The sequence below is a fragment of the Enterobacter cloacae complex sp. P29RS genome (genome assembly GCF_014893445.1).
In the GTDB taxonomy this organism is placed as follows: domain Bacteria; phylum Pseudomonadota; class Gammaproteobacteria; order Enterobacterales; family Enterobacteriaceae; genus Enterobacter; species Enterobacter intestinihominis.
In genome coordinates, this window is the sequence record NZ_JADBPZ010000012.1 from 65,784 (window position 1) to 88,496 (window position 22,713).

The window sequence follows — 22,713 nt, forward strand, 5'->3', positions numbered from 1 at the left end:
CCTGAGTATGGTGTGGCGCGGATTATAAAGAGCAATAGCGCCATTGCCTATGGTTATGCATAACATTTTTTTAAAATGAGACGAAGATTAGCAACAGCTCGTATTTCGCATGCCGTACTGATGGTGAAAACAGAGCGGACACTGCTTTTCATCAGAACTAAATGACCAGAAATGACGGTGGCACGTCAAACAAACGGCTTCATATGCCGGTATGGTCACGCTTTTCGCTGTCCCGTCTGTTTGCGTCACGTTTATCGCCGCATGCTGGCATACCGCTTCGCAGCCGCCACACCCCGTACAGCGTCCGGTTTCCACGACCAGTTCAGCGTTCTCAAACCGAATCGCGTTTTCCGTACAACTCCGCCAGCACGCGCCGCAGAGTACGCAGGATTCGGTATCGAGAGTTATCTCTGCCTCGCTAAACGCAGAAAACGCCCTGCGCAGCTCACGCTGACCGGGCACGACGCAACAGACCCGGACATCCTCACGGGGAACGTGCATCAGCGCACGCCGGGCGGTATTTACCTCGTTGACGGGTATATGTTTAAACGCCCACGCTGCTTCACCACGTCGACGAAGCGCCAGATTCAGCCGGGCAATCGCCAGCAACCAGTCAGGATTCTGCTCCGCGTCGATACTGATAAAACGAACGTGGTGCTGCGCGTGCCACAGCAGAAGCTCATTCACCCCTGGCGCACGGTCAGTAAAAGGCCCAACAAGCGTATCGCCACACAGAAAACGTTTTCGCGGCGTGATGCCGGTGATGGCTTCAGCGGGGCAGACAAACAGGCAGTCACCGCATTCAATACAGCGGCTGTCATCAACCGAGACGCCGGTGTCGGTAAAAGAAAAAGCCTGCACAGGACAGACGTCCGCGCAGGCGCAGCAGGAAGAGTGGCGAAAACGACGACGGACGCACGCATGCGTCACGTCCATCGCCGGGGCAAAGGTTAATCCGCCCATCAGCCAATACTGAAGAAAACAAAGCGCAGCATCAGCTCACCCACAATCAGCAAGGCGCTGCCCAACAGCATTGTGCCTCGCGCCGCTTTTAAGCCGCCCGCAGCAAAGCACAGCATACCCGCAACGGAAACGCACCAGCTCAGCAGATGCACGGTTCGCAGTTGCTCCAGCATTTGTAACGGTGCGTGTGGGAACGTCACAACGGTGTTGTCCATAGCCGTAATATCTGCCAGCCAGACGGGCTGCATCACCAGACGTGCAATCACCAGCAGCGTGATAATGACAATCGCCGTTCGCACGCGAGTCTGGGAACGTGCCCCAACGGCCATGCAGGCTGAACCGATAATTCCCACCGAACCGATAAACAGCACCAGGGTATTAATGTGATGCCACGTCACCACGGATGCATGCATGTAGATCTGCGCCATGCAGAACACATCCACCAGCCCGACAAGACCTGCCACAACCAACAGCGGCTTCCAGCCTGGTTTTTTGACAAACATCAGCAGCGTTGCGAGGCCAAGTGCCGCAAGATAAAGACTGGCAAAGATAATCTCACGGCTCAGCCAGGAGCTGGATACGTGACGCAGCGCGTTGAACGCATTAAGTGGATAACCCATGTGCAACGCGGAGGCGAGCAGACCGAGGCTGGCCAGCACAAACGCTCCGGCAGCCGGCAGCAGCGCGCTGCGTTGCGTGCTTCCGAAGGCCAGCCACAGCGTAACGCCAACCGATCCTTGCAGGAACAGCGTAAAAATCAGCAGCGGTAACTCATGCATGACGTTTCCCCTCTTTCTCTGCGCCCTGATGCGCTTTGATCACCAGGTTCGGTTTGGTGATGGAGGAATCAGGCAAGCCTTTCACATCACAGACCGCACCATACTTCGCCCGCAGTTCATCAATCGGCCCGAATTTAATCGCTTCGAGAGGACAGGTTGCCACACAGACAGGCTGTTCCCCCTTCGCCTGTAGATCCACGCAGAAATCACATTTGGACATCTGCCCGGTCTGCTCGTTGAGCTGTGGCGCGCCGTAAGGGCATGACCACGCGCAGTAGCCGCAGCCGACGCACTTATCAGTATCTACGCGCACAATACCGTCCCCCGGACGCTTATGCATCGCGGTGGTCGGACAGTTTTTAGTGCAGATTGGGTCGGCACAGTGGTTACAGGAGATAGAGAGCGTGTAGGCAAAAACGTTATTGCTGACGCCGCCCTGCCCGGTCGGGATAAAGCTCCCGCCATTAACTTCGTACACGCGACGGAAACGACGTCCGACCTCAAGGTTGTTTTTATCTTTGCACGCTACCTGACATGCTTTGCAGCCCGAGCAGCGAGAAGAGTCGATATAAAAACCCAGCTGTTTGTCGCTTACCGGTGCGTAATGTTTAAACTGACTCATGCTTTAGCTACCTCCACCAGCATGGTTTGATGGGAATTCCCTTTCGCAAGCGCGGTAATACGTGCGGAACTGAGCACGTTCGCGCAGCCGCCCTTATCAATACCCTGCTCGTCCGGCTGCCACCAGGCACCCGCCTGCATGGCCACAACGCCTGGAATGATGCGCGGCGTGACCTCCGCCGGGATCTCGCAAATGCCGCGCGCGTTATGAATACGCACGGTATCTCCCTGCGCAATGCCGCGTTTTTGCGCATCCTGCGGGTTGATCCACAGCTTTTGCTGCTGCGCCTCAATTAACCACGGGTTGGCGTACTGGGTGGAGTTAGCGCGGTTTTTTCCTTTCCAGGTAATCAGCTGGAGCGGGAAGCGTTTCGCCAGCGCGTCTTCCGGCCCTTCATGGGCAGGCACGTAGTGCGACAGCGCCGGAATTTCCGGGTGATGCATGTCGTACAGACGCTTCGAGAAGATCTCAATTTTTCCGGACGGCGTCGGGAACGGATGATTCTGCGGATCGCGAATGTTGTCTTCAAAGGCGACGAACGGCGCGCTTTTGAAAAGGTGCTGACGCGTCTTCTGTAGCGTCGCGAAGTCCGGCAGGTTTTCGTCAGGCATGGAAAGACGCGTCTGCTCCCAGATGTGCTCAATCCACGCTTTTTCGTCACGCCCTTCACTGAACGCGGGTTCGACGCCAAGCTTAGCGGCGACCTCCCGCAGCCAGTCGTAGTCTGAACGGCGTTCAAATTCAGGTTCAATGAGCTTTTCTGACAGGATCAGATAGCTTGCCGTGCCCCAGGTTTCGCCGATATTCCAGCGTTCCATAAAGCTGGTTTCCGGCAAAAGAAGGTCGGCGTATCGGGCGCTCGGCGTCATAAACAGATCGCTTGCGACGATAAACTCAATTTTCGACTCGTCTTCCAGGACACGGGTTGCCTGATGAAGATCCGGGTTCTGGTTAGCCAGATAATTTCCCGCCAGCGAGAACAGGATGCGGATATTGCTGTCCAGCTTTTCGGCATCCTTCAGGCCGACGTCCGCGGTGACCTGAGAGGCATCGTCGGCGGCCTGCACCCAGTTCATCACCGATATTTTGGCTTTGACCGGGTTGTCCGGCATTTCTGGTCCGGCGGCAAATTTCCGGTTTGCGCAGCCGCCATAGCCCGCTGCCCAACCGCCTTTCACCCCGACGTTACCCGTGAGCGTAGCCAGCAACGTCGAGCCGCGCGCGGTGCGCTCGCCGCAGTTATGACGCTGCGGTCCCCAGCCCTGGATCAGCGCAGCGGGTTTGGTGGTTGCGTAGTCGCGCGCCAGTTGCCGAATTGTTTGTGCAGGCACGTGGGTGATTTTCTCTGCCCACTCGGGCGTTTTCGCCACGCCATCTTTTGCGCCGCTAAGGTAAGCCATCAGGGATTCATTGGCCGGAACGCCTTCTGGCATAGTGTCTTCGTCAAAGCCCAGGGTGTAGCGCTGAATAAAGTCGCGATCGTGCAGGTTCTCCGTGACGATCACATACATCATCGCGTCCATCAGGGCGTTGTCCGTGGTGGGAAGCAGCGGGATCCACTGATCGGCCAGGGAGGAAACCGTATCGGAATAGCGAGGGTCGACAACAATAAAGCGAGTGCCGTTTTGCTTCATCTTCTGGTAGAAGTGGTTGCTGTGACCAAAGATCGTTTCCGTCGGGTTATGTCCCCAGAGGATGACCAGTTTGGTGTCCAGCAGCGTGTCAAGAGAGCTGCCGCTGGCAGCGGTGCCATAGGTATACGGCGTTGCTGCCGCCGTGTTACCCATACTGACAGAGTGATAGCTTTCGAGATAGCCGCCGGTTAAGTTGAGCAGACGACGAACCATTTTATCGCCGGAAAAAGTCCCGCCGGACACAGCGGTGCCCACATGAACATAGCGTGAAGCCGCACCGTATTTTTGCGTAATAGTTTTTAATTGATTCGCAATAAGGGTGGTGGCTTCATCCCAGGTAATACGCTCGAATTTTCCTTCGCCACGTTTCCCTACACGTTTCATTGGGTATTTCAGCCGATCGGGATGGTAAACAAATTTCCGATAAGCCCGGCCACGCACGCAGGCGCGCATTACGGGCATTTGCGGATCCAACGCGTTATCCGGACGCGTAGAAATTCGGGTCACAACGCCCTCACTGACGTGAGCACGAATATCACACTTGCCGCCGCAGTCAAACGTACTACAGGTTTGCACCACTTTTTCTTCAGGCGTAGTGTCTGAAACCGCCGCGCCCTGTGCCTGTACTTTGCCGGTTTTGACGACAAAAGGCAGAGCGGCGAGCGCCGATCCTGCCTGAATAAACTGACGCCGGGATATGGCGGGAATAGTCCCCTCTCCCTGATGTTTATTTTTTTCCATTGCTCGTTCCTTAAAATAAAAACGCATTCTCGTTTTTTTTCAGGAACGGATATTGATAATTATCAAGCTAACTCTTGAGGAGTAACACTTAGCGATCTAACTCAAAATTGACCGTCGCCGTTTGTCCTGTTTCATCTAATACAACTAACTGATATTTACCCGACAAATATAATTGCAGTGAATAATTCTTCTGATGTCCGTCCAGCGGTTCGCCATTCAAAAACCACCATCGTTGCCCCTCCCCGCCGCTGGTTGAAACGAACAGGGTCATGTTTTTCTCACCCGGAAGACGTTTAATTACCGCCCCTTCTCTGACGCCTGACAACATCAGCGGCGCCGCATTATGGTTATCCAGCGGAGGGCAAACCGCTGAACGGGCGGGGAGACGAGCAGCCCGTTTTTCGGCAGCAGGCAGCCAGGGCTCCAGCGGCAGCGGCCAGACATCCAGCACTTTTTCTGTCGCATCAGGACAATCCGCTGCGACGCGTTTGCCTTCTTTATCCAGCCAGACCGGGAAACGGATCCCGCGAATACCTTCCTGTTCCGGCAGCAGCAGCGTAGGCGGTTCACTGCCTTCCAGCAGCCAGGTTGACAGCCGACGCCGACAGTTTTCGTTCCCTTCAGGCAGGGACTGGCCCCCCGGCCAGCAAATCACGCCCCGTCCTACGCTTGCAGGACGCGGATCGCGCGGCAGACGGGCTTCATCCACCATCGAGCGGGACTGAAGCATGTTATTGACCTGATTCAGGAGCGGAACTGCGCTGGCGAAACCAAACTGCCCGGCAACGGGCGTGCCGTCCGGACGTCCGGTCCAGATTCCAATGACATACCGGGCGTTCAGCCCGATGGCCCAGGCATCCCGGTAGCCGTAACTGGTGCCCGTTTTCCACGCCAGCGGCGCAACCTGGGGCAGCGCACTGTCCGGCAGGGGCTGTGCTTCACTGGCGAGAATGCGACGAATGATCCACGCCGCCCCCTGCGACAGCAGCGGACGTTCGATCAGCGGATCGCCCGGCTGTAAACGCAACCGGCCCGCCTGCCCCTGCCGCGCAAAGGCACTGTAGGCGGCAGCGATATCAGCCAGGCGTGCCCCTGCGCCCCCCAGGATCAGGGAGAGGTTGGGCTGCGCACCCGCGGGGAGTATGAGCGGTAATCCCGCGTTGCTCAGCATGCCTGCAAAACGTTTTGGGCCGTACGCTTCCAGCACCTGCACCGCAGGCAGGTTGAGGGAACGCACCAGGGCTTCGCTCATGCTGACCGGCCCATGAAAACCGCTGTCAAAGTTGCCGGGGCGATAATCCCCCGTTTTTCTTGGAACATCCTGTAATAACGAAGCGGGATGGATCAGGCCATCGTCCAGCGCCATGCCATAGATGAATGGCTTGAGGACCGATCCCGGCGATCGGATCGCATTGACCATATCCACGTGACTAAAGCGACTGCCATCATTGATATCTACCGAGCCTACCCAGCCACGCACTTTCATGGATGTATGATCCACGACGATCATCGCCAGTGAACTGCGGGCAGGCAGGCGCGATTTCCAGTTCATTGCCAGCTCTTCAAGCTGTCGTTGCAAAGCTGCATCCAGCGTGGTGACTATTTTTGTGTCGCGGCTTTTACTCAACATCATGCGGGAAAAGAGCGGCGCCAGCTGCGGCATCTGCCGGGGGGCCAGCCAGACCGGCTCTTCACGGGACTCTTTCACCTGCTTCTCAGACCAGACGCCCTGAGTCAGCATGCGGTCGAGCACTTTGTTCCGCGCCGCTTCGGCACGTTCCGGCCAGCGGTCGGGGCGCAGACGGCTGGGTGCCTGTGGCAGTACAGCCAGCAGCGCCGCGTCGGAATAGCTCAGCTGAGACGGCGGTTTGCCAAGATAAGTCCAGCTTGCCGCGCCCACGCCCTGCAACGTGCCGCCAAACGGGGCACGGTTGAGATACAGCGTCAGGATTTCACGCTTGGAGAGATGCCACTCCAGCTGCATCGCCCGCCACAGCTGACGAATTTTACCGCCAAAGGTACGCGGATGCGGATCCAGCAGGCGTGCCACCTGCATGGTAAGCGTGCTCCCGCCAGAAACCACTCTCCCGGCGGTGAGATCCTGCCAGGCGGCACGCAGTACAGAAAGCGGATTGACGCCAGGGTGATCCCAGAACCAGCGATCTTCATACTGGATCAGCGCCTCAAGATAGCGTGGGGAAACCTCTTCAATGGTAACCGGATAGCGCCAGATGCCTTCGCTGTCGGCAAAACGCCACAACGGAACACCCTGCTCATCCACGACCACTCGCGCAGGGTTGACCTCTTTCAGGGGCAACGGCCACACGCGGTCAGCGGCGACAATCAGCCCCCCTGAAAAGAGAAGCGCTCCCGCAAGCCACAGCCAGCGGGAGCGAATCAGGCGTGCTATCCGCATCTTACGGAACAACGATCAGCGGGCCACTGGCCGACCCCGTTGCCCGCCACTGCGGAACGTACATGGACTCGACCATCGGAACAGGCACCTGATAGGTTCCCGGCGTAACGGCACGGGCCAGGTAAACCAGCGTGACCGGCTGACCTTCATTGACCGGCACGGCGGCCACAAAGCGATCGTCCCGGAATTCCATGTGCTGAATATCAGACTGTTGCATCTGATTCAGCAGGTTTTGCACTTCACTGCCGCTGTCCTGCAAGCTGGCGCTGCTGCTCGCCAGATTCTGGTTTTCCAGCTCCAGACCTGCCGGGAGCAGATCCACCACCAGCGCATCCGGTACGTTCTGGCTGGCCTTCACTTCCAGCCACACCAGAACCAGCTCACCGCTCTTAAGTGAAGAGAGCGACTTGCTGCTGCCGTCTGTCGCCAGGATATGACGTTCAATCTGCAAGACGTGAGAAGATGGCTGGGGCGCATACTCCGGATAGCCAGTAGTGTCCAGTCGTACCCACAGCGGCGTCGTGCCGGTATTCGTCACCTGCAAGGCACCAGGCTGGTCGCCGTTCAGGTTTTCTACCTGCGCTTTATCACTGCTCTGGGTCTGTTCAGAGAGGGTGGTCGTTGCCTGCCACGCGCCTGACAAGGTTTGCAGTGAACGTCCAGCCAGGAACAGCGCATTGCTCTCCTGGGTTGACAGCCAGCGCTGGCTGAACGCGTCTTCAGATAACGCGTTCAACAGCCTGTTTTGCGCATCCGGCAGCAGCTTGTTCTCTTCCAGCAGGAAGAGCATCAGGGCATTATCACGCAGCTGGCTGCCGTAATCCGCCATCCAGTTTCGGCTATCGTTACGGGGAGTTTTGAGAGCCAGATCCAGCGCCTGCTGGCTGCGCGGTGTATCCCCCATCAGTTTGAGTGCCATGCCCAGCTGCATCAACGGAAGCCCGGAAGCGGCCTGAGCGTGACGCTCCCAGATTTCACGCAGTGCACCGAGCGGCGCTTTTTGCTGACGAGCCAGCACCAGCGAAGCATACGCCTGGACAGCAAATTTGCTGGCCTGGGTGTCGTCGCTGTAGCGGATGGACATCATCCCCGGATCCTGTAAATAGCGCAGCAGTCGGCTGTTGGCGTTATTCACCGCCTCGGCAGGCACGCTGTAACCCTGCTCCCCTGCCCGCACCAGGAAGTCCGTAACATAGGCGGTCAGCCAGTACTCTTCCGGGCCGTTTTTATCCCACAAGGCAAAACCGCCATCGTCACGCTGCATTTGCAGCAGACGGGAGATGCCGATATCAATGGCCGCACGGCGTTTATCGTCGGTGTCGCCTTTAATGCCCAACGCCGTAAGCTGTGCCGCGTTGGTGTAGAGGGACGGGAACAGGCCGCTGGTGGTCTGCTCAAGACATCCGTATGGATAGGCCTGAAGTTCACGAATGTAGCGCGCCAGGTTCAAAGGTGGTTTACCGCTGAGCAACAGCTGTCCCTGTAGCGTGGCAGGCGAGAAACCGTCGATATGCTGTGCTGGCGCGCTCCAGGATTCGCCAGGGTTCAGCATCGTGCCCGTATTCACCGTTTGCGCCGGGAATGCGGGGCGTACCCCAATTTTCCAGCTCTTATGCTGCGGCGCAAACGTCTCACCAGGGAGCTGAAGCCCCGTCACCTGAGCAGTTACTTCACCATCGCCATAGCCTTCCAGCGCGCGCACCGGAATAAACAGAGTGCTACGAGCGCCAGGCGGCAGCTTAACCGGCTCTGGCTGAGCACCTTCGAGCGACACCTTACCGGTTGCGGTTAACGCAATGTTCAGCGTTTGCGGCTGGTCAGTAAGGTTGGTCAGGTCCAGCGTCAGGCGAGAGGTATCGCCACTTGCGAGGAATCGCGGCGTGTTAAGCTCGGTGATAATCGGAGCCGCCACAATGATTTTGCTTTCGCTGCTGCCGAAATCATCTTCCGTCCAGGCCTGCGCCATCAGACGCAGTTCGCCGTTAAAATCGCCAATCGGCAGCGTGATGGTGCCTTCACCGTTGGCATCAAGCCTAACCGGCTGCGCCTGCTGAGCAATAATGGTGACATGGTTCACCGGTGGCTTACCGCCGCGTTTCAGTTCATCGCCGTCTCCGCCAAAGCGCAGTGCGGCCAAACGTCCCTGACCTTCAATCACCTGGCCGTAAACATCATAGATGTCCGCGCCATAGCGCTTCTGACCGAAGAAAGCTTCCCACGGATCCGGCGTGACGTAGTCGGTAATGTTCAGCACGCCGCTATCAACAGCCGAGACCAGCACGTTCACCTTCTGTGGCACAGCCCCCTCTTTTACGCTGGCTTTCACTTTCACAGAAAGCGTCTGGTTCGGACGCATTTTTTGTGGGTTATCAAGTGCGATGCTCAGGCGACGATTTTCGTCCCCCATTGGCAGATGCAGCAGACCAACCGCGCGTTTTGGCGTGGCGGACTTAGATTTATCGCCAGGACGAACCACCAGCGTGCTGAGGTAGAGATCGTGACGTTTCCAGGCCTTATCCACCGGAATGGCGAGATCCAGACCGTTAACCGGTACGTCGATCTCTTTCCACCACAGTGGCCCTTCGCTGGATTCGATCATTGCATAGCCCTTGCCTGCGGCCGGCGCTGCAATATGCAGGTTGATGGTATCGCCTGGCTGATAGGATGGCTTGTCCAGTTTCAGCGTCACACGATCCGGGCGTGCAGCACCCGTGCCATCGCTGTTATCCTGCCAGCTGTACCCCGCCCAGAAGCGCACGCTGCTGACCATGCTATCAGGGGCTTTCACTTCCAGACGGTATGAGCCCCACTCCACCGGGAAGGTGACTTTACCGGTTTCATCGGCCTTGAGGTTAAGTTCCTGCTCGCCCTCAACCAGATCTTTTTGATCAAACTGAGACTGCCAGCCCTCGCTCTCGGACCAGTTCCAGAAGTAGTCGCGACGCTCACGGACCAGACGCACCTGCAGACCAGATACCGCTTTTTTCGCCCCGCTGGCATCGGCATAGACGATGTCAAAGCTGGCGTTGCCGTTCTCGTCGACAATCGGCTGGTTGACGGTGGTATCGGTGCGGTAGTCGTACACGGCCTTGCTGGCGAACTGTGGGCGGATCCCCGGAAGTTCAGCCGCAGGCCAGATAGCCTGCTCGGCGCGTCGCGTTACCGGACGCCCGCCTGATTCCAGCAGGCTGGCCTGCAAAATCAGTTGCAGCGGCGAGTGCACCTCTTTCCACTGGCTTTCGGTGGTAACCTGTCCGCGCCCCTGTTCGTCCAGCGTAAGCTGCACTTCATCCAGGCTGCGGCTCAGGTTCTCCTCGGCAATATCACCGAACTGGAAGCCAGGCAGTGCAGGCACCGCGTCACGTAGCGGACGCAGGAAAAGCTGGCCTTGCAGAGAATTACCGTTAGCCGGCGCGCCATACAGGTAATAGCCCACAACGATAAAGTCCACATCCTCCTGCGGGGAAATCGGCGTTTTTTGCCCGGTCAGATTCAGCGCCATACGCTCAGGCATAAAATCTTCGACGTGGAAATCCCACATGCGCTGCTGGTTATCCCCCGTATTCGCGCGAATATGCCACATGCCGGTCTGGGCGCCGCTATCAAGCGAATAGTTGAAGCGATAAAGGCCGTTCTCAGGTTGCACAACGACCGTACGCGCTACCTGGCCGTCCGGACGCAGCACGTCAAGTTTTACCGGCTGCTCGGGAAGCGGTTTGCCATCGCTGTCGCGAAGCAGGCCGTTAAGGATCACCGTTTCACCCGGACGATAGAGATCGCGCGGGCCAAACATAAAGAACTGTTTGCTGTAACCCGGGTTACCGGCGATATCAAACTCCGCCAGATCCAGCGCCGGAAGTTTGAGGTCAAGAAGCGTGGTCTGGCCATCTTTACTGGCCAGGATCAGCGCGGCTTCTTTATCGGTTTCCAGTTTCGCATGACCATCGGCGTCGCTGTTCGCCTCGGCCAGGGTCTGTCCTTTATCGTTCAGAAGGGTAATGGTCACGCCTGACTGCGCCGCACCGTTTTCAAGACTCTGGGTGAAGATGTCCAGGCGGTTATGATAACGGTGAGCGGACAGCCCAATATCACTTAAGGTAAAGAGCGTCGCGGCGTTACTGTAGTTATAGTGACCAGCCTGATTCATCACGGCGATATAGACGCCAGACTGCTGGAGCGGCTTAATATCTTTGAGCGGCAGGAGCAGTTTTTCACGCGTGTTGCGCGCCGGGTTGAGGTCGAAACGGCCGGTGTAGACCAGTTCCGCCATCTTCAGCAGGTTGTCAGATTCCCAGTTGGTCAGCGAGTTACGGTACTCCCACTGGCTGACAAACGAGGCCAGCGACTCCGGCTTAACGCGGTAGAAGTTCACGTCCACATTGTTGACGTTGAGCGCCATCACCGGCAACCCTTCCACCACTTTACCCGGCAGCAGCGATCCGCGGCTGGCGAATCCGACCGTCGGTTCAACATCCCGGGTGGTGATCGCTTTTTCATAGTCAATGCCGAATGTCGCTTTGTTCAGCGCCAGCAAATTACGCTCGACGGTGACGACCAGATTACGATTCGGCTCCAGATGGCGCAGGCGCAGCTCTTTCAGATTGGGGGCCAGTTCCCAGGCGCCGTCCACTTTGCCACTTTTTTTATCCACCACATGCACCGTTTTCGCAAAATCCTGGCTGGGATCCAGCGGTACAGAGAAGGTCAGAACCAGTGTCGCAGCACCGTCGAGTTGCACTTCAGAGGCATCCAGCAGCGTCAACGCCTTACCCTGACTCTGCGCGGCCAGCTTAGCCAGCTTTTCAGGATCCGGTTTTACCGGGGTTTTCTGTGCTGATGTAGTAGACGCTGCGGGGGCTGCGGGGGCTGCGGCCTGAGGTTTGTCATCACTGTTATCACAGCCGGCAAGCGTAAAGGTGGTGAGCAGCGCGAGAGAGATCGCAGCTAAGCGAAACGGTTTCATCCTATGTCCCTGGCCTGAGGGGCCTGTTGGTCGTCGTCCGGATAAGTATTATCCGCAAGTTTCGTTAATACAAAAAGTCCAATTTTATAATCTGGAAAGCGCCTCGCAGAATGGCATCGTACTCGCATGCGAGGGTGGAACCGCGATCACACAGCGTAACGTAACATGTTACCTTTCGCGTCATTTGTTTTTAAAACAAGAAGATAGCTGGATAAGCTCGCATCATGCCTGCTAGTTTTATGACCATGACGCACCCCGAGTGCGCGGTTCAATAAGAGAGAAAGCCATGAAACGAGCCGTGAACGCCCTACAAAATTTCGGAAAATCACTTTACGGACCTGTACTTATCTTACCTATCGTCGGTCTGTTTATCGCCTTTGGGAATGTGCTGGGTAACGGCAATCTGGCCGAGTACCTGCCGTTTCTCGGCCATCCGCTGATCCAGAGTGTCGGCCAGCTGATCGCCAAATCTGCCGTGTCGGTGCTGGTCAACCTGGCGCTGGTGTTTGCCGTCGGGATCCCCATTGGCCTGGCAACCCGAGACAAAGGCTACGCGGCGCTGATTGGGCTGGTGACCTTTATCGTATTCATTAACGCGATGAACGTGACGTTACAGCTTCAGGGAGAACTGGCCCCTGCAGAGCAGATGAAAGCCGCCGGACAAAGCATGGTACTGGGCGTCCAGGTGCTGGAGATGGGCGTTTTCGCCGGGATCCTGACCGGGGCGCTCTCCGGTTATCTGTACAACAAATATTCCGGTGTCCAATTTAACGGCGCGATGGCGATATACTCCGGCCACTGCTTTGTCGCGATTGTGATGTTGCCAGTCTCTATGCTGCTCGGCGTGGTCATGAGCGAACTCTGGCCGTACGCACAGCATGGAATAAGCGCCCTGGCGCTGGCGATCAAAGGGTCCGGTCCGTTTGGGGTGGCGATCTACGGTTTCCTTGAACGCATTCTGGTGCCGACGGGCCTGCATCATCTGGTCTATACGCCGTTCCTGTATACCGAACTGGGCGGTACGCAGGAGGTGTGCGGTACGGCTTACCAGGGCGCGCGCAATATCTACTTCGCCGAGATGGCCTGCCCGGACGTGAAGCAGCTCAGCAGCACCGTGGTGTGGGATGCTCGCGGCATCAGCAAGATGTTCGGCCTTCCCGCCGCCGCGCTGGCGATGTACATGACCGCGAAGCCAGAGCGTAAAGCGATTGCGAAAGCCATTCTGATCCCGGCGGCGCTGACCTCGCTGCTGGTCGGCGTAACCGAGCCGATCGAGTTCTCTTTCCTGTTTGTCGCCCCGCTGTTGTTCGTGGTGCATGCGGTGCTGACCGGCATTGGCATGATGCTGTTCACCCTGTTTGGCGTTCACGCCATCGGCGCCAACGGAATTATCGATTTTATCCTCTACAACCTGCCGCTCGGCACGGAAAAGTCCAACTGGCCCATGTACATCGTGGTCGGGCTGATCATGTTCGCCCTTTATTTCGTGGTGTTCCGCTTCCTGATCCTGCGTTTCAACATGAAAACGCCCGGTCGTGAAGATGACGATCGGGAGACGCGCCTCTACAGCAAACAGGAATACCAGGCGAAGGGAAATAACGACGGGCTGGGGGAATCGATCGTCGTCGGTCTGGGCGGTCGGGAAAACATTCAGGTGGTTGATAACTGCTACACCCGCTTACGCGTCACGGTGAAGGACGTCGCCATCATCGACGAACCGCGCCTGAAAGCGACCGGCGCGAAAGGGATTATCAAACAAGGTAACAACGTTCAGGTGGTCTACGGGCTGCATGTCAAAAAAATGCGAGAAGCCGTTGAGACGTTTCTCTGAAAGGAGCTAAAGATGTTAACACCCCCATTCATTCTGTCGATTGCCGGCGGCGGCAGCACCTACACGCCAGGTATAGTAAAAAGCCTGATGGTACGCCTGCACGATTTCCCCCTGGCAGAGATTCGCCTGTATGACATCGACGAGGCGCGCCAGAACACCATTGCGCCCGTGGTGGAAAAGGTCATTCGCGACCACAGCCAGAGCATCAAATTCACGGTCACCAGCGATCCGGAGGTGGCCTTCAGCGGCGCGCATTTTGTTTTTGCTCAGATGCGCGTCGGACAGTACAAAATGCGCGAGCAGGATGAAAAAATTCCGCTGCGCCACGGGGTGGTCGGCCAGGAAACCTGCGGACCCGGCGGGCTGGCATATGGCCTGCGTACGATCCTGCCGATGGTAGAGCTTATCGATAGGGTGGAACGCTACGCGCACGAAAAGGCGTGGATCGTGAACTACTCCAACCCGGCGGCGATTGTCGCTGAGGGCGTGCGTCGCCTGCGCCCCAACGCACGCGTGCTGAACATCTGCGATATGCCTGTCGCCGCGATGCGCAATATGGGCGCCATTCTGGGCGTGGATCGTCATAAACTGGAGGTGGACTATTTTGGCCTCAACCACTTCGGCTGGTTTACCCGCGTGCTGGTGGACGGCGAGGACAAATTACCGGAGCTGCGTAAACATATCGCGAAGTTTGGCCTGCTGACGGAAGACGCGGCCAAAACCGACCCGCAGCACTCGGATCCGTCATGGGTGAAAACCTGGCGCAACATCAAGCCGATTATGGATAACTTCCCGGAGTACCTGCCGAACCCGTATCTACAGTACTACCTGATGCCGAACCAGATTGTGGAGCATCAGACCCCGGACTATACCCGTGCCAACGAAGTGATGAACGGACGTGAGAAAAAGCTGTTTGCCGCCGCCGAAGAGTATCAGCGCAGCGGGATCTTACCGGACGCCTTCCACGTAGGTGTTCACGGCGAATTTATCGTCGATGTCGCCTGCTCGCTGGCATTCAACCTGCGCCAACGTCATCTGGTGATGGTGGAAAACCGCGGGGCGATTACCAATCTGCCGTACGATGCGGTGGTGGAAGTACCTGCCTATATCACCTCCGAAGGGCCGGAGCCTGTCCGCGTGGGTCAGGTGCCGTTGTTCCACCAGACGCTCCTGCAACAGCAGCTCGCTTCTGAACAGCTGCTGGTGGAGGCAACCATCGAAGGCAGCTACGAGAAAGCGTTGCAGGCGTTTACTCTGAACCGCACCGTGCCGACCATGGAGCACGCGAAAGCGATTCTGGATGAGATGATCGAAGCCAACCGCGACTACTGGCCAGCGCTGCAAAAGGCATGGCAGGACGGTGAAGCGGTGAAAAAATAGGGGCTTGCTCGCGAGTTGAACGTGGTTAACTTGTCGGTGTCAGAAAAAACACCGACAATCCTTTTTTACGGAAAAGAATGGAGGCAACCATGTCCACCTCATATTTTGTCGCCGCCGACTGGCTGATTGAGCACGGCGACGACCCGGAAGTTCAGATTATCGACGCGCGCATGGCCCCTCCGGGCCAGGAGCATCGTGACGTTCCCGCTGAATATCGCGCAGGGCACCTGCCTGGCGCGGTTTTTTTCGATATCGAAGCCCTCTCCGATCACACCTCTCCCCTGCCGCACATGCTGCCTCGTCCGGAAGCGTTTTCCGTGGCGATGCGCGAGCTCGGCATCAGCAAAGACAAACACCTCGTTGTTTACGATGAGGGTAACCTCTTCTCCGCCCCGCGGGCGTGGTGGATGCTGAAAAACTTCGGCGTGGAAAAAGTGTCGATTCTGGCGGGCGGGCTTGCGGGCTGGAAGCGCGACGAGCTGCCGCTTCAGCAGGGCGACGTGACGCTGCCGGAAGGCGAATTCGATGCCACGTTCGACGCACACGTGGTCAAGCGCCTGACCGACGTTCTGGTCGTGAGCCATGAAAAAACGGCGCAAATCGTCGATGCCCGTCCCGCTCCACGCTTCAACGCTGAAGCGGATGAGCCGCGTCCGGGGCTGAAGCGCGGACATATCCCGGGGGCGCTGAACGTGCCGTGGGGCGATCTGGTGTTTGAAGGCGAGCTGAAAACCACCGATGAATTGCGTGCCATTTTTGAACGTCAGGGCGTGGATTTGCATCGTCCGGTTATTGCCAGCTGCGGCTCCGGCGTGACGGCCTGCGTGGTGATCCTGGCGCTGGCAACCCTTGGCGCGAATGACGTGACGCTGTATGACGGCGCCTGGAGTGAATGGGGTGCACGGGACGATCTGCCGGTAGAACCGGCGAAATAATGGATAACCGCCTGGCAACGCTGTTAACACGCGGGTCGTCACTGACCCGCGCGGAATATCGCGTCCTCGCCCACCTCACTGAGCATCCGCTGCTGGTGGGCAATATCACGGTGCGCGAGCTGGCGCTGGCGACATTTGTTTCCACCGCGACGATTATGCGGCTGTGCCAGAAGCTGGGCTTCAGCGGATTTAGCGAGTTTATCTGGCACTGCAAGCAGCTGCTTTCTGACACGCCGCGGATCACCGTACAGTCTTCGCAACATGCAGAAATGCCCGCGCTTTTTGCCCGGTTCATTGCCAACTATCAGCAGACCTTCCAGTGGGTTACCCAGGACAAACGCCAGCAGTTTGCCAGCCTGCTGCGCCAGAAAGAGAGCTTCTTTCTCTACGGCGCCGGGTTTTCATATCTTTTTGCCGAGTACCTGACCAAGAAGTTGCAGGTGCTGGGAAAAACCGCGTTCATCTCCGGACCGGGGGACAGCCGGAATATTTTTCTCAGCAACGCCGCACGCTATCAGGTATTTATTGCCGTTTCGCGCAGCGGCGAAACGGAGCAGGTGCTGGATAAAGCGCGGATCGCCAAAAACGTCGGCATGACGATCGTCGCGTTTACCCGCGCGTCGGCCAATACGCTGGCAGGTATGGCCGACGTGCATTTTGCCCTCTATGACGAAGCGGTACATTTCGCCGCCGAAGCCGCAGGGGTGACGTCGTTTGAGTCGAATCTGGTGCTGCTGATGGATTTACTGTTGCTGGAAGCAACGGGGTGAAGGTCACCCCGCCGTAATCAGATAATGCGGTTGGTCTTGAGATCGCGCAGGAAGCCGCCCCAGCGACGCTCGTAGAACGGGGTGATGTGCTCGGTAATAAAGTGGCTGATGCCCTGCTCACCTTTCTTCACCTGACAGATATCAATCGGCTCATCGCCCGGCAGGGTGTCGGTTGCCACGCTTCCCGCTGCCTGGATGATCTCGTCGATATCGCCGTCGGCCTCAATCCCTATCAGCAGAACAGGCTTTTCGTCAGCGCTCTCTTTGATAGAGCAGAGAAACGCGCGTTTTACCGGCTTGATGGTTTTAAACAGCGTGGTCAGGGAGTCAATCATCTGCGCGGGCGGCTCGGCCACTTCAGACAGCAGCAGCGTTTCGCCCCCTTCCAGCACCTCCTGAGTGCTGAGCGGGTTGCCCTCGTCACCAATCAGGTGGCTGATTTCGCGCGGAGTAAACTCTTTCCCGGTCGGCAGTTTGGCGTTGAGGAACAGCGTCTGCCCCAGGGTCATTTCGAACAACGTGCGCACCGGCATCACCACGAACGCTTGTTCGTCTTCTACCGCTTCCTGCAAGGCCTCGAGCGAGGTAAAGAACGGGATCACCGACGTGCCGTCGTCTTTCTCCCAGTGCAGCAGATCCAGGGCGCTGTCTTCGACAACCTGCTCCCCTTCCGCGGCGGTGCCCGGCACCCAGACGGTGGATTCCAGCAGCGTGCGGAAAAAGGCCGGACGGTGGGCGGGCTCGGTCGCCGCCTGCTCCAGCAGGGTTTCTAATTCGTTTTTGGTTTCTGACATAGTTTGGCTACTTCACAATTGCCCGGCGGCGCTACGCTTGCACGGGCCTACGGGTTTTGTAGGCCGGGTAAGCGTAGCGCCACCCGGCAAAAAAGATCACTCAGCCGTCAGCAGGTTCGCCACGGTACGCACACCCAGACCGGTTGCGCCTGCTGACCACTGCTCAACCGCCGCTTTACGGTAGGTTGCGGAGCAGTCAATGTGCAGCCAGCCTTCATGGTAGTTCTCAACGAAGTGAGACAGGAAGCCTGCTGCTGTGCTGGCTCCCGCCGGGTACGCCGCGCTCGCGGTGTTGTTCAGCTCGGCGAAGTTAGACGGCAGCTGGCTGCGGTGGAACTCGGCCAGCGGCAGACGCCAGAACGGCTCGTTTTCCGCCGCCGCGCTGGCCAGCAGGCGAGCGGCCAGCTTGTCGTCGAAGCTGAACAGCGCATGGTAATCGTTGCCAAGGGCAGTTTTCGCCGCGCCGGTCAGGGTCGCCATGTCGATAATCAGCTCCGGCTTCTGCGCAGAGGCGTCGATCAGGCCATCGGCCAGCACCAGACGGCCTTCGGCATCGGTGTTCATCACCTCAACATTTTTACCGTTGCGGTAGCGAATGATGTCGCCCAGCTTGAAGGCATTGCCACTCACCATGTTATCCGCGCAGCACAGGTAGAGCTTCACGCGCTTGTTCAGACCACGGGTGATGGCGAACGCCAGCGCGCCGGTAATGGTCGCCGCGCCGCCCATGTCGGACTTCATGGAGTCCATGAACGCGCTCTGCTTCAGGCTGTAACCGCCGGTATCGAAGGTGATACCTTTCCCGACCAGACAGGCAAAGACCGGCGCTTCTTTATCGCCGGTTGGGTTGTAATCCAGCGCCAGCAGGACCGGAGGACGCTCGGAGCCACGACCCACGGTGTGGATACCCATGTAATTTTGTTCGCGCAGGTCTTCACCTTTGGTGATGCGGTAGGTCATCTTGTCATCCGCCACGCCGCACAGCAGGTCAACCGCGCGCTGCGCCAGCTGCTCAGGCCCCAACTCTTCCGCCGGGGCGTTGATGGTGTCGCGCACCCAGTCGATAATTTTCAGGCGGCTTTCCAGCTCTTTCTGACCGGCTTCATCGAGGTTCGCCCACTCAATTTTACGGGTGCCTTTCGGCCCTTTGTAACCCGCCCAGAAAGCCCAGCTGCGGTCTGTGTCCCAGCCTTCGCCAGCCAGAGTGACATGCTTAATGCCCAGGCCGTCAATTTTACGCGCGGCGCGCTGGATCAGGCCCAAATCATCGTTACCCGTCAGGTGCAGGGTAATACCGTCGTTATTGATGCTCCAGGTGGCTTTCTCGCCCCAGCGTGCGTCGGCTGGCTGCGTGGAGAGCGTAATCTTCATCGCTTCGGTCATTTTATTTGTCCTTATTAGCAAACGGGCCGCCTGAAGGCAGCCCGTTAAGTGATTTACTCTGCTTCATCTAACCAGACTAACAGAATCGCCTCCAGAATTTTTTCATTGGATGCGTTTGGATCGTCGTCAAAATCCTCTAAATCGCAGATCCACTGATGCATGTCGGTGAATCGTACGGTCTTCGGATCGAGATCCGGGTTCGCGTCGTAGAGCGCTTCGCCGATTTCACGGCTGTCTGTCCACTTCAGTCCCATATTAATGCTCGCGTGCGTGGTTGATGGTGTAGCGTGGGAATTCCACGACCAGATCTTCATCGGTCACCGCGGCCTGGCAGCTTAAGCGGCTGTCTGGCTCCAGACCCCATGCTTTGTCCAGCATGTCGTCTTCGTCTTCGGTGCTCTCGGCGAGAGAATCAAAACCTTCACGCACGATGCAGTGGCAGGTGGTACAGGCACAGGATTTTTCACAGGCGTGTTCCACTTCGATACCTGCACGCAGGGCTACATCGAGAATGGTTTCACCGGTCTTCGCTTCCAGAACAGCGCCATCCGGACAGAGGTCCGCATGAGGCAAAATAACAATCTTTGGCATATTAAACCTCGTCCACGGACTGGCCTTTCAGCGCGACGCGGACAGATTTGTCCATGCGGCGAGCAGCGAAGTCCTGGGTTTGTTTATCAACGTTTTTAATGGCTTCTTCTATTGCGTCAGCGTCATTGCCTTCGGCGACTACGCTTAAGCGCGCGGCAGCCTCGTCAATCACCTGGCGCTCAGCGGCGCTTAACAGCGCGGCGTCGGCAGCGAGCGCGCCGTTCAGGCTCTCCAGCACGCGTGCGGCTTCCACTTTTTGTTCCGCCAGCATACGCGCCTTCACATCCTGCTCGGCGTAGCTCATTGAGTCCTGAATCATGGAGGCGATTTCGCCATCGGTCAGGCCGTAGGACGGCTTCACCTGAATGGACGATTCGACGCCGGTGGATTTTTCCATCGCCGTCACGCTCAGGAGACCGTCCGCATCCACCTGGAAGGTGACGCGAATATGCGCCCCGCCCGCCGGCAGCGCCGGAATTCCGCGCAGCGCAAAGCGCGCCAGAGAGCGGCAGTCCTGCACCAGCTCGCGCTCGCCCTGCATCACGTGGATGGACATCGCGGTCTGGCCGTCTTTGAAGGTCGTAAACTCCTGCGCGCGCGCCACCGGAATGGTGGTGTTACGGGGAATGACTTTCTCCACCAGGCCGCCCATGGTTTCTAAACCCAGAGACAGCGGGATGACGTCCAGCAGCAGCATTTCGCTGTCCGGCTTGTTGCCGACCAGGATATCGGCCTGGATAGCGGCACCCACGGCAACCACTTTGTCCGGGTCGATAGAGGTCAGCGGCGTGCGGCCAAAGAATTCCCCTACGCGCTCACGTACCAGCGGCACGCGGGTTGAGCCGCCAACCATGACCACTTCCAGCACCTCGTTAGCCTCAACGCCCGCATCTTTCAATGCGCGACGGCAGGCCAGTAGGGTACGCTTAACCAGAGGCGCAATCAGTTCGCTGAACTGGTCGCGGGTGATCTCACCCTGCCAGCCTGCGACGTTCACGCTGACGGACTGCGCATCGCTCAGGGCGATTTTGGCGTCGATGGCCGCATCCAGCAGTTCACGCTGGACGCGCGCATCGCTGCGATCGCTGATGCCCGCCTGCTCGCGGATGTAGTCCGCCAGCAGATGGTCGAAGTCATCGCCGCCGAGCGCGGAATCCCCGCCGGTGGCCAGCACTTCGAACACACCGCGGCTTAAGCGCAGGATAGAGATATCAAACGTCCCGCCGCCGAGATCGTAAACCGCAATCACCCCTTCCTGACCGGAATCGAGGCCGTAGGCAATGGCTGCCGCTGTCGGTTCGTTCAGCAGACGCAGCACGTGCAGGCCCGCCAGACGCGCGGCGTCTTTGGTGCCCTGACGCTGTGCATCGTCGAAGTAGGCCGGAACGGTGATTACCACGCCGTCCAGATCGCCACCGAGCGTCGCCGTCGCGCGCGCCGCCAGCGCTTTGAGGATGTCAGCAGAAACACGAATCGGGTTCAGCAGACCGGCAGATGTCGCAATCATCGGCAGGCCGTTTTCGCTGGCCTGTAACTGGTACGGCAGATGCGGATAACGGGTCTGGATATCCGCCAGCGAGCGGCCCATCATGCGCTTAACCGAGCTGATGGTGTTAGCCGGATCGCGCGCGGCATTGGCGCGGGCATCAAAGCCGACAGCGTGACCCTGCTGCTGGTAGTGGACCACGGAAGGCAGCAGATGGCGGCCCTGCTCGTCAGCCAGCGTTTCCGCCTGGCCGCTACGCACGGTCGCCACGAGAGAATTGGTGGTGCCCAGGTCAATACCGACCGCCAGACGACGCTGGTGCGGTGCGGCGCTTAAGCCTGGCTCACTAATTTGTAATAAGGCCATAATTGCTTCCGAAATTAAAAATCGAGCAGCTTTTCTTCGAGTTGTTCAGCACTGCTTCGCAGTTTATCGAGAAAACGGAGTTTGCGCACAGTGTCTGCCGCCACGTCCCAGGTCTCGTTGTTCAGTTGCTCAACCATCTGCTGATGGCGGGTATCGAACATGCCCTTTACGCGCTGGAGAAAACGTTCCAGACGCGCTTCGTCTTTAGCCTGTTCAATTTCATCCAGCTCTTCGCGAAGCTCCAGCTGCTCCATCAGAAACGCGGTGTCGCGCACGGTATGCTGTTCGCTCGCCAGATCAAAACCGTGGAGCGAGAGCAGATATTCTGCACGCGCCAGCGGATGACGCAGCGTTTGCCAGGCCTGGTTGATGGTTGCGGAGTGTGATACCGCAGCCAGCTGCTCTGCCTGCGTCCCGCTGGCGAATTTATCCGGATGGTACTGACGCTGGAGATCCTGAAAACGGATCGTCAGCGCCTGGAGATCAATCGGGTATTGAGCGGGTAGTCCGAAGAGAGTGAAGTAATCCATAACAATCTCAGGGGTAGCCTGTTAGAACAAACCCCACGCGTAGCACAGCCACGGTGGGGTTATACCTTCTTACTTCGCGCTGCAGATGCGTTGTCTGCGCTCGTTCACCCCAGTCACTTACTTAAGTAAGCTCCCGGGGATTCACTCGCTTGCCGCCTTTCTGCAACACGAATTAATCGGTATAACAGCGGAACGCGGTTAAACGTGGAAGCTTTCGCCGCAACCACACTCGTCTTTGACGTTCGGGTTCGTAAATTTGAACCCTTCGTTCAGGCCTTCTTTTACAAAGTCCAGCTGAGTGCCGTTGAGAAATTGCAGGCTTTTGCCATCGACCACCACCTTCACGCCCTTGTCTTCAAACACGGTGTCATCAGACGCCGGTTCGTCAACAAACTCCAGTACGTAAGCCATACCAGAACAGCCGGAGGTACGTACGCCCAGTCGCAGGCCAAAGCCTTTACCACGGTTCGCCAGAAAAGAGCTTACTCGCGCGGCAGCGCTGTCGCTAAGGGTAATCGACATACTCAAA

The 22,713-nt window shown here is 57.8% G+C and carries 17 protein-coding genes; 4 read left to right on the forward strand and 13 right to left on the reverse strand.

Annotated features, from left to right (window positions below; translation table 11 throughout):
- Positions 1–87 precede the first annotated feature (87 nt).
- The 6 genes from IM282_RS11070 to IM282_RS11095 form a co-directional block, all read right to left on the reverse strand.
- On the reverse strand, positions 88–963 hold the full coding sequence (locus IM282_RS11070; RefSeq protein ID WP_063216251.1) for a 4Fe-4S binding protein: 876 nt from the start codon (positions 961–963) through the stop codon (positions 88–90).
- Positions 963–1,742 carry a DmsC/YnfH family molybdoenzyme membrane anchor subunit gene (locus IM282_RS11075; RefSeq protein WP_022649005.1) on the reverse strand — a complete coding sequence of 260 codons (780 nt, stop codon included), beginning with the start codon at positions 1,740–1,742 and terminating at the stop codon, positions 963–965. The genes IM282_RS11070 and IM282_RS11075 overlap by 1 nt, the downstream gene beginning before the upstream one ends.
- A complete protein-coding gene (locus tag IM282_RS11080; protein WP_022649006.1) occupies positions 1,735–2,364 on the reverse strand; it encodes a DMSO/selenate family reductase complex B subunit in 630 nt (209 codons plus the stop codon). Before IM282_RS11080 ends, IM282_RS11075 begins: the two co-directional genes overlap by 8 nt.
- Positions 2,361–4,739, reverse strand: coding sequence for a DMSO/selenate family reductase complex A subunit (locus IM282_RS11085; RefSeq protein WP_022649007.1), 2,379 nt, complete (start codon positions 4,737–4,739; stop codon positions 2,361–2,363). The genes IM282_RS11080 and IM282_RS11085 overlap by 4 nt, the downstream gene beginning before the upstream one ends.
- A gap of 88 nt (positions 4,740–4,827) precedes the next feature.
- A complete protein-coding gene (gene pbpC / locus IM282_RS11090) occupies positions 4,828–7,155 on the reverse strand; it encodes a peptidoglycan glycosyltransferase PbpC (protein ID WP_192970403.1) in 2,328 nt (775 codons plus the stop codon).
- Between the two features lies 1 nt (position 7,156).
- Positions 7,157–12,118, reverse strand: a complete 4,962-nt coding sequence (locus tag IM282_RS11095) for an alpha-2-macroglobulin (RefSeq protein WP_192970404.1) — start codon at positions 12,116–12,118, stop codon at positions 7,157–7,159.
- 286 nt (positions 12,119–12,404) lie between these two features.
- Here IM282_RS11095 and IM282_RS11100 point away from each other — a divergent pair, with 286 nt between their 5' ends.
- The 4 genes from IM282_RS11100 (at position 12,405) to IM282_RS11115 (ending at position 17,034) form a co-directional block, all read left to right on the forward strand.
- Entirely contained in the window at positions 12,405–13,949 is a 1,545-nt protein-coding gene (locus IM282_RS11100) for a PTS transporter subunit EIIC (protein ID WP_038416508.1), read from the forward strand.
- Positions 13,950–13,961: 12 nt separating this feature from the next.
- Positions 13,962–15,329 (forward strand): 6-phospho-alpha-glucosidase, encoded by a 1,368-nt coding sequence (locus IM282_RS11105; protein WP_192970405.1) that lies wholly within the window; start codon positions 13,962–13,964, stop codon positions 15,327–15,329.
- 89 nt (positions 15,330–15,418) lie between these two features.
- A complete protein-coding gene (gene sseA / locus IM282_RS11110) occupies positions 15,419–16,264 on the forward strand; it encodes a 3-mercaptopyruvate sulfurtransferase (RefSeq protein WP_063138181.1) in 846 nt (281 codons plus the stop codon).
- A complete protein-coding gene (locus IM282_RS11115; RefSeq protein WP_045621497.1) occupies positions 16,264–17,034 on the forward strand; it encodes a MurR/RpiR family transcriptional regulator in 771 nt (256 codons plus the stop codon). Before sseA ends, IM282_RS11115 begins: the two co-directional genes overlap by 1 nt.
- Before the next feature lie 17 nt (positions 17,035–17,051).
- Here IM282_RS11115 and sseB read toward each other — a convergent pair whose 3' ends face one another.
- The 7 genes from sseB to iscA form a co-directional block, all read right to left on the reverse strand.
- Positions 17,052–17,828: an enhanced serine sensitivity protein SseB gene (gene sseB / locus IM282_RS11120; RefSeq protein ID WP_032623766.1), complete on the reverse strand. Its 777-nt coding sequence runs from the start codon at positions 17,826–17,828 to the stop codon at positions 17,052–17,054.
- 96 nt (positions 17,829–17,924) lie between these two features.
- Positions 17,925–19,211 carry an aminopeptidase PepB gene (pepB, locus tag IM282_RS11125; protein WP_023300718.1) on the reverse strand — a complete coding sequence of 429 codons (1,287 nt, stop codon included), beginning with the start codon at positions 19,209–19,211 and terminating at the stop codon, positions 17,925–17,927.
- A gap of 53 nt (positions 19,212–19,264) precedes the next feature.
- Positions 19,265–19,465 carry a Fe-S cluster assembly protein IscX gene (iscX, locus tag IM282_RS11130; protein ID WP_003860650.1) on the reverse strand — a complete coding sequence of 67 codons (201 nt, stop codon included), beginning with the start codon at positions 19,463–19,465 and terminating at the stop codon, positions 19,265–19,267.
- Between the two features lies 1 nt (position 19,466).
- On the reverse strand, positions 19,467–19,802 hold the full coding sequence (gene fdx, locus IM282_RS11135) for an ISC system 2Fe-2S type ferredoxin (RefSeq protein ID WP_003860652.1): 336 nt from the start codon (positions 19,800–19,802) through the stop codon (positions 19,467–19,469).
- Position 19,803: 1 nt separating this feature from the next.
- On the reverse strand, positions 19,804–21,654 hold the full coding sequence (gene hscA, locus IM282_RS11140; protein ID WP_045621501.1) for a Fe-S protein assembly chaperone HscA: 1,851 nt from the start codon (positions 21,652–21,654) through the stop codon (positions 19,804–19,806).
- 14 nt (positions 21,655–21,668) lie between these two features.
- Entirely contained in the window at positions 21,669–22,184 is a 516-nt protein-coding gene (hscB, locus tag IM282_RS11145) for a co-chaperone HscB (protein ID WP_022649017.1), read from the reverse strand.
- 198 nt (positions 22,185–22,382) lie between these two features.
- Positions 22,383–22,706, reverse strand: coding sequence for an iron-sulfur cluster assembly protein IscA (iscA, locus tag IM282_RS11150; RefSeq protein ID WP_003860659.1), 324 nt, complete (start codon positions 22,704–22,706; stop codon positions 22,383–22,385).
- Positions 22,707–22,713: the final 7 nt, after the last annotated feature.

Coding starts and splice junctions, on each gene's coding strand:
- IM282_RS11100 (WP_038416508.1), top strand. CDS start 12,405: ATGAAACGAGCCGTGAACGCCCTACAAAATTTCGGAAAATCACTTTAC.
- IM282_RS11085 (WP_022649007.1), bottom strand. CDS start 4,739: ATGGAAAAAAATAAACATCAGGGAGAGGGGACTATTCCCGCCATATCC.
- iscX (WP_003860650.1), bottom strand. CDS start 19,465: ATGGGACTGAAGTGGACAGACAGCCGTGAAATCGGCGAAGCGCTCTAC.
- IM282_RS11105 (WP_192970405.1), top strand. CDS start 13,962: ATGTTAACACCCCCATTCATTCTGTCGATTGCCGGCGGCGGCAGCACC.
- sseA (WP_063138181.1), top strand. CDS start 15,419: ATGTCCACCTCATATTTTGTCGCCGCCGACTGGCTGATTGAGCACGGC.
- hscB (WP_022649017.1), bottom strand. CDS start 22,184: ATGGATTACTTCACTCTCTTCGGACTACCCGCTCAATACCCGATTGAT.
- sseB (WP_032623766.1), bottom strand. CDS start 17,828: ATGTCAGAAACCAAAAACGAATTAGAAACCCTGCTGGAGCAGGCGGCG.
- IM282_RS11075 (WP_022649005.1), bottom strand. CDS start 1,742: ATGCATGAGTTACCGCTGCTGATTTTTACGCTGTTCCTGCAAGGATCG.
- hscA (WP_045621501.1), bottom strand. CDS start 21,654: ATGGCCTTATTACAAATTAGTGAGCCAGGCTTAAGCGCCGCACCGCAC.
- iscA (WP_003860659.1), bottom strand. CDS start 22,706: ATGTCGATTACCCTTAGCGACAGCGCTGCCGCGCGAGTAAGCTCTTTT.
- pbpC (WP_192970403.1), bottom strand. CDS start 7,155: ATGCGGATAGCACGCCTGATTCGCTCCCGCTGGCTGTGGCTTGCGGGA.
- IM282_RS11070 (WP_063216251.1), bottom strand. CDS start 963: ATGGGCGGATTAACCTTTGCCCCGGCGATGGACGTGACGCATGCGTGC.
- IM282_RS11095 (WP_192970404.1), bottom strand. CDS start 12,118: ATGAAACCGTTTCGCTTAGCTGCGATCTCTCTCGCGCTGCTCACCACC.
- fdx (WP_003860652.1), bottom strand. CDS start 19,802: ATGCCAAAGATTGTTATTTTGCCTCATGCGGACCTCTGTCCGGATGGC.
- pepB (WP_023300718.1), bottom strand. CDS start 19,211: ATGACCGAAGCGATGAAGATTACGCTCTCCACGCAGCCAGCCGACGCA.
- IM282_RS11115 (WP_045621497.1), top strand. CDS start 16,264: ATGGATAACCGCCTGGCAACGCTGTTAACACGCGGGTCGTCACTGACC.
- IM282_RS11080 (WP_022649006.1), bottom strand. CDS start 2,364: ATGAGTCAGTTTAAACATTACGCACCGGTAAGCGACAAACAGCTGGGT.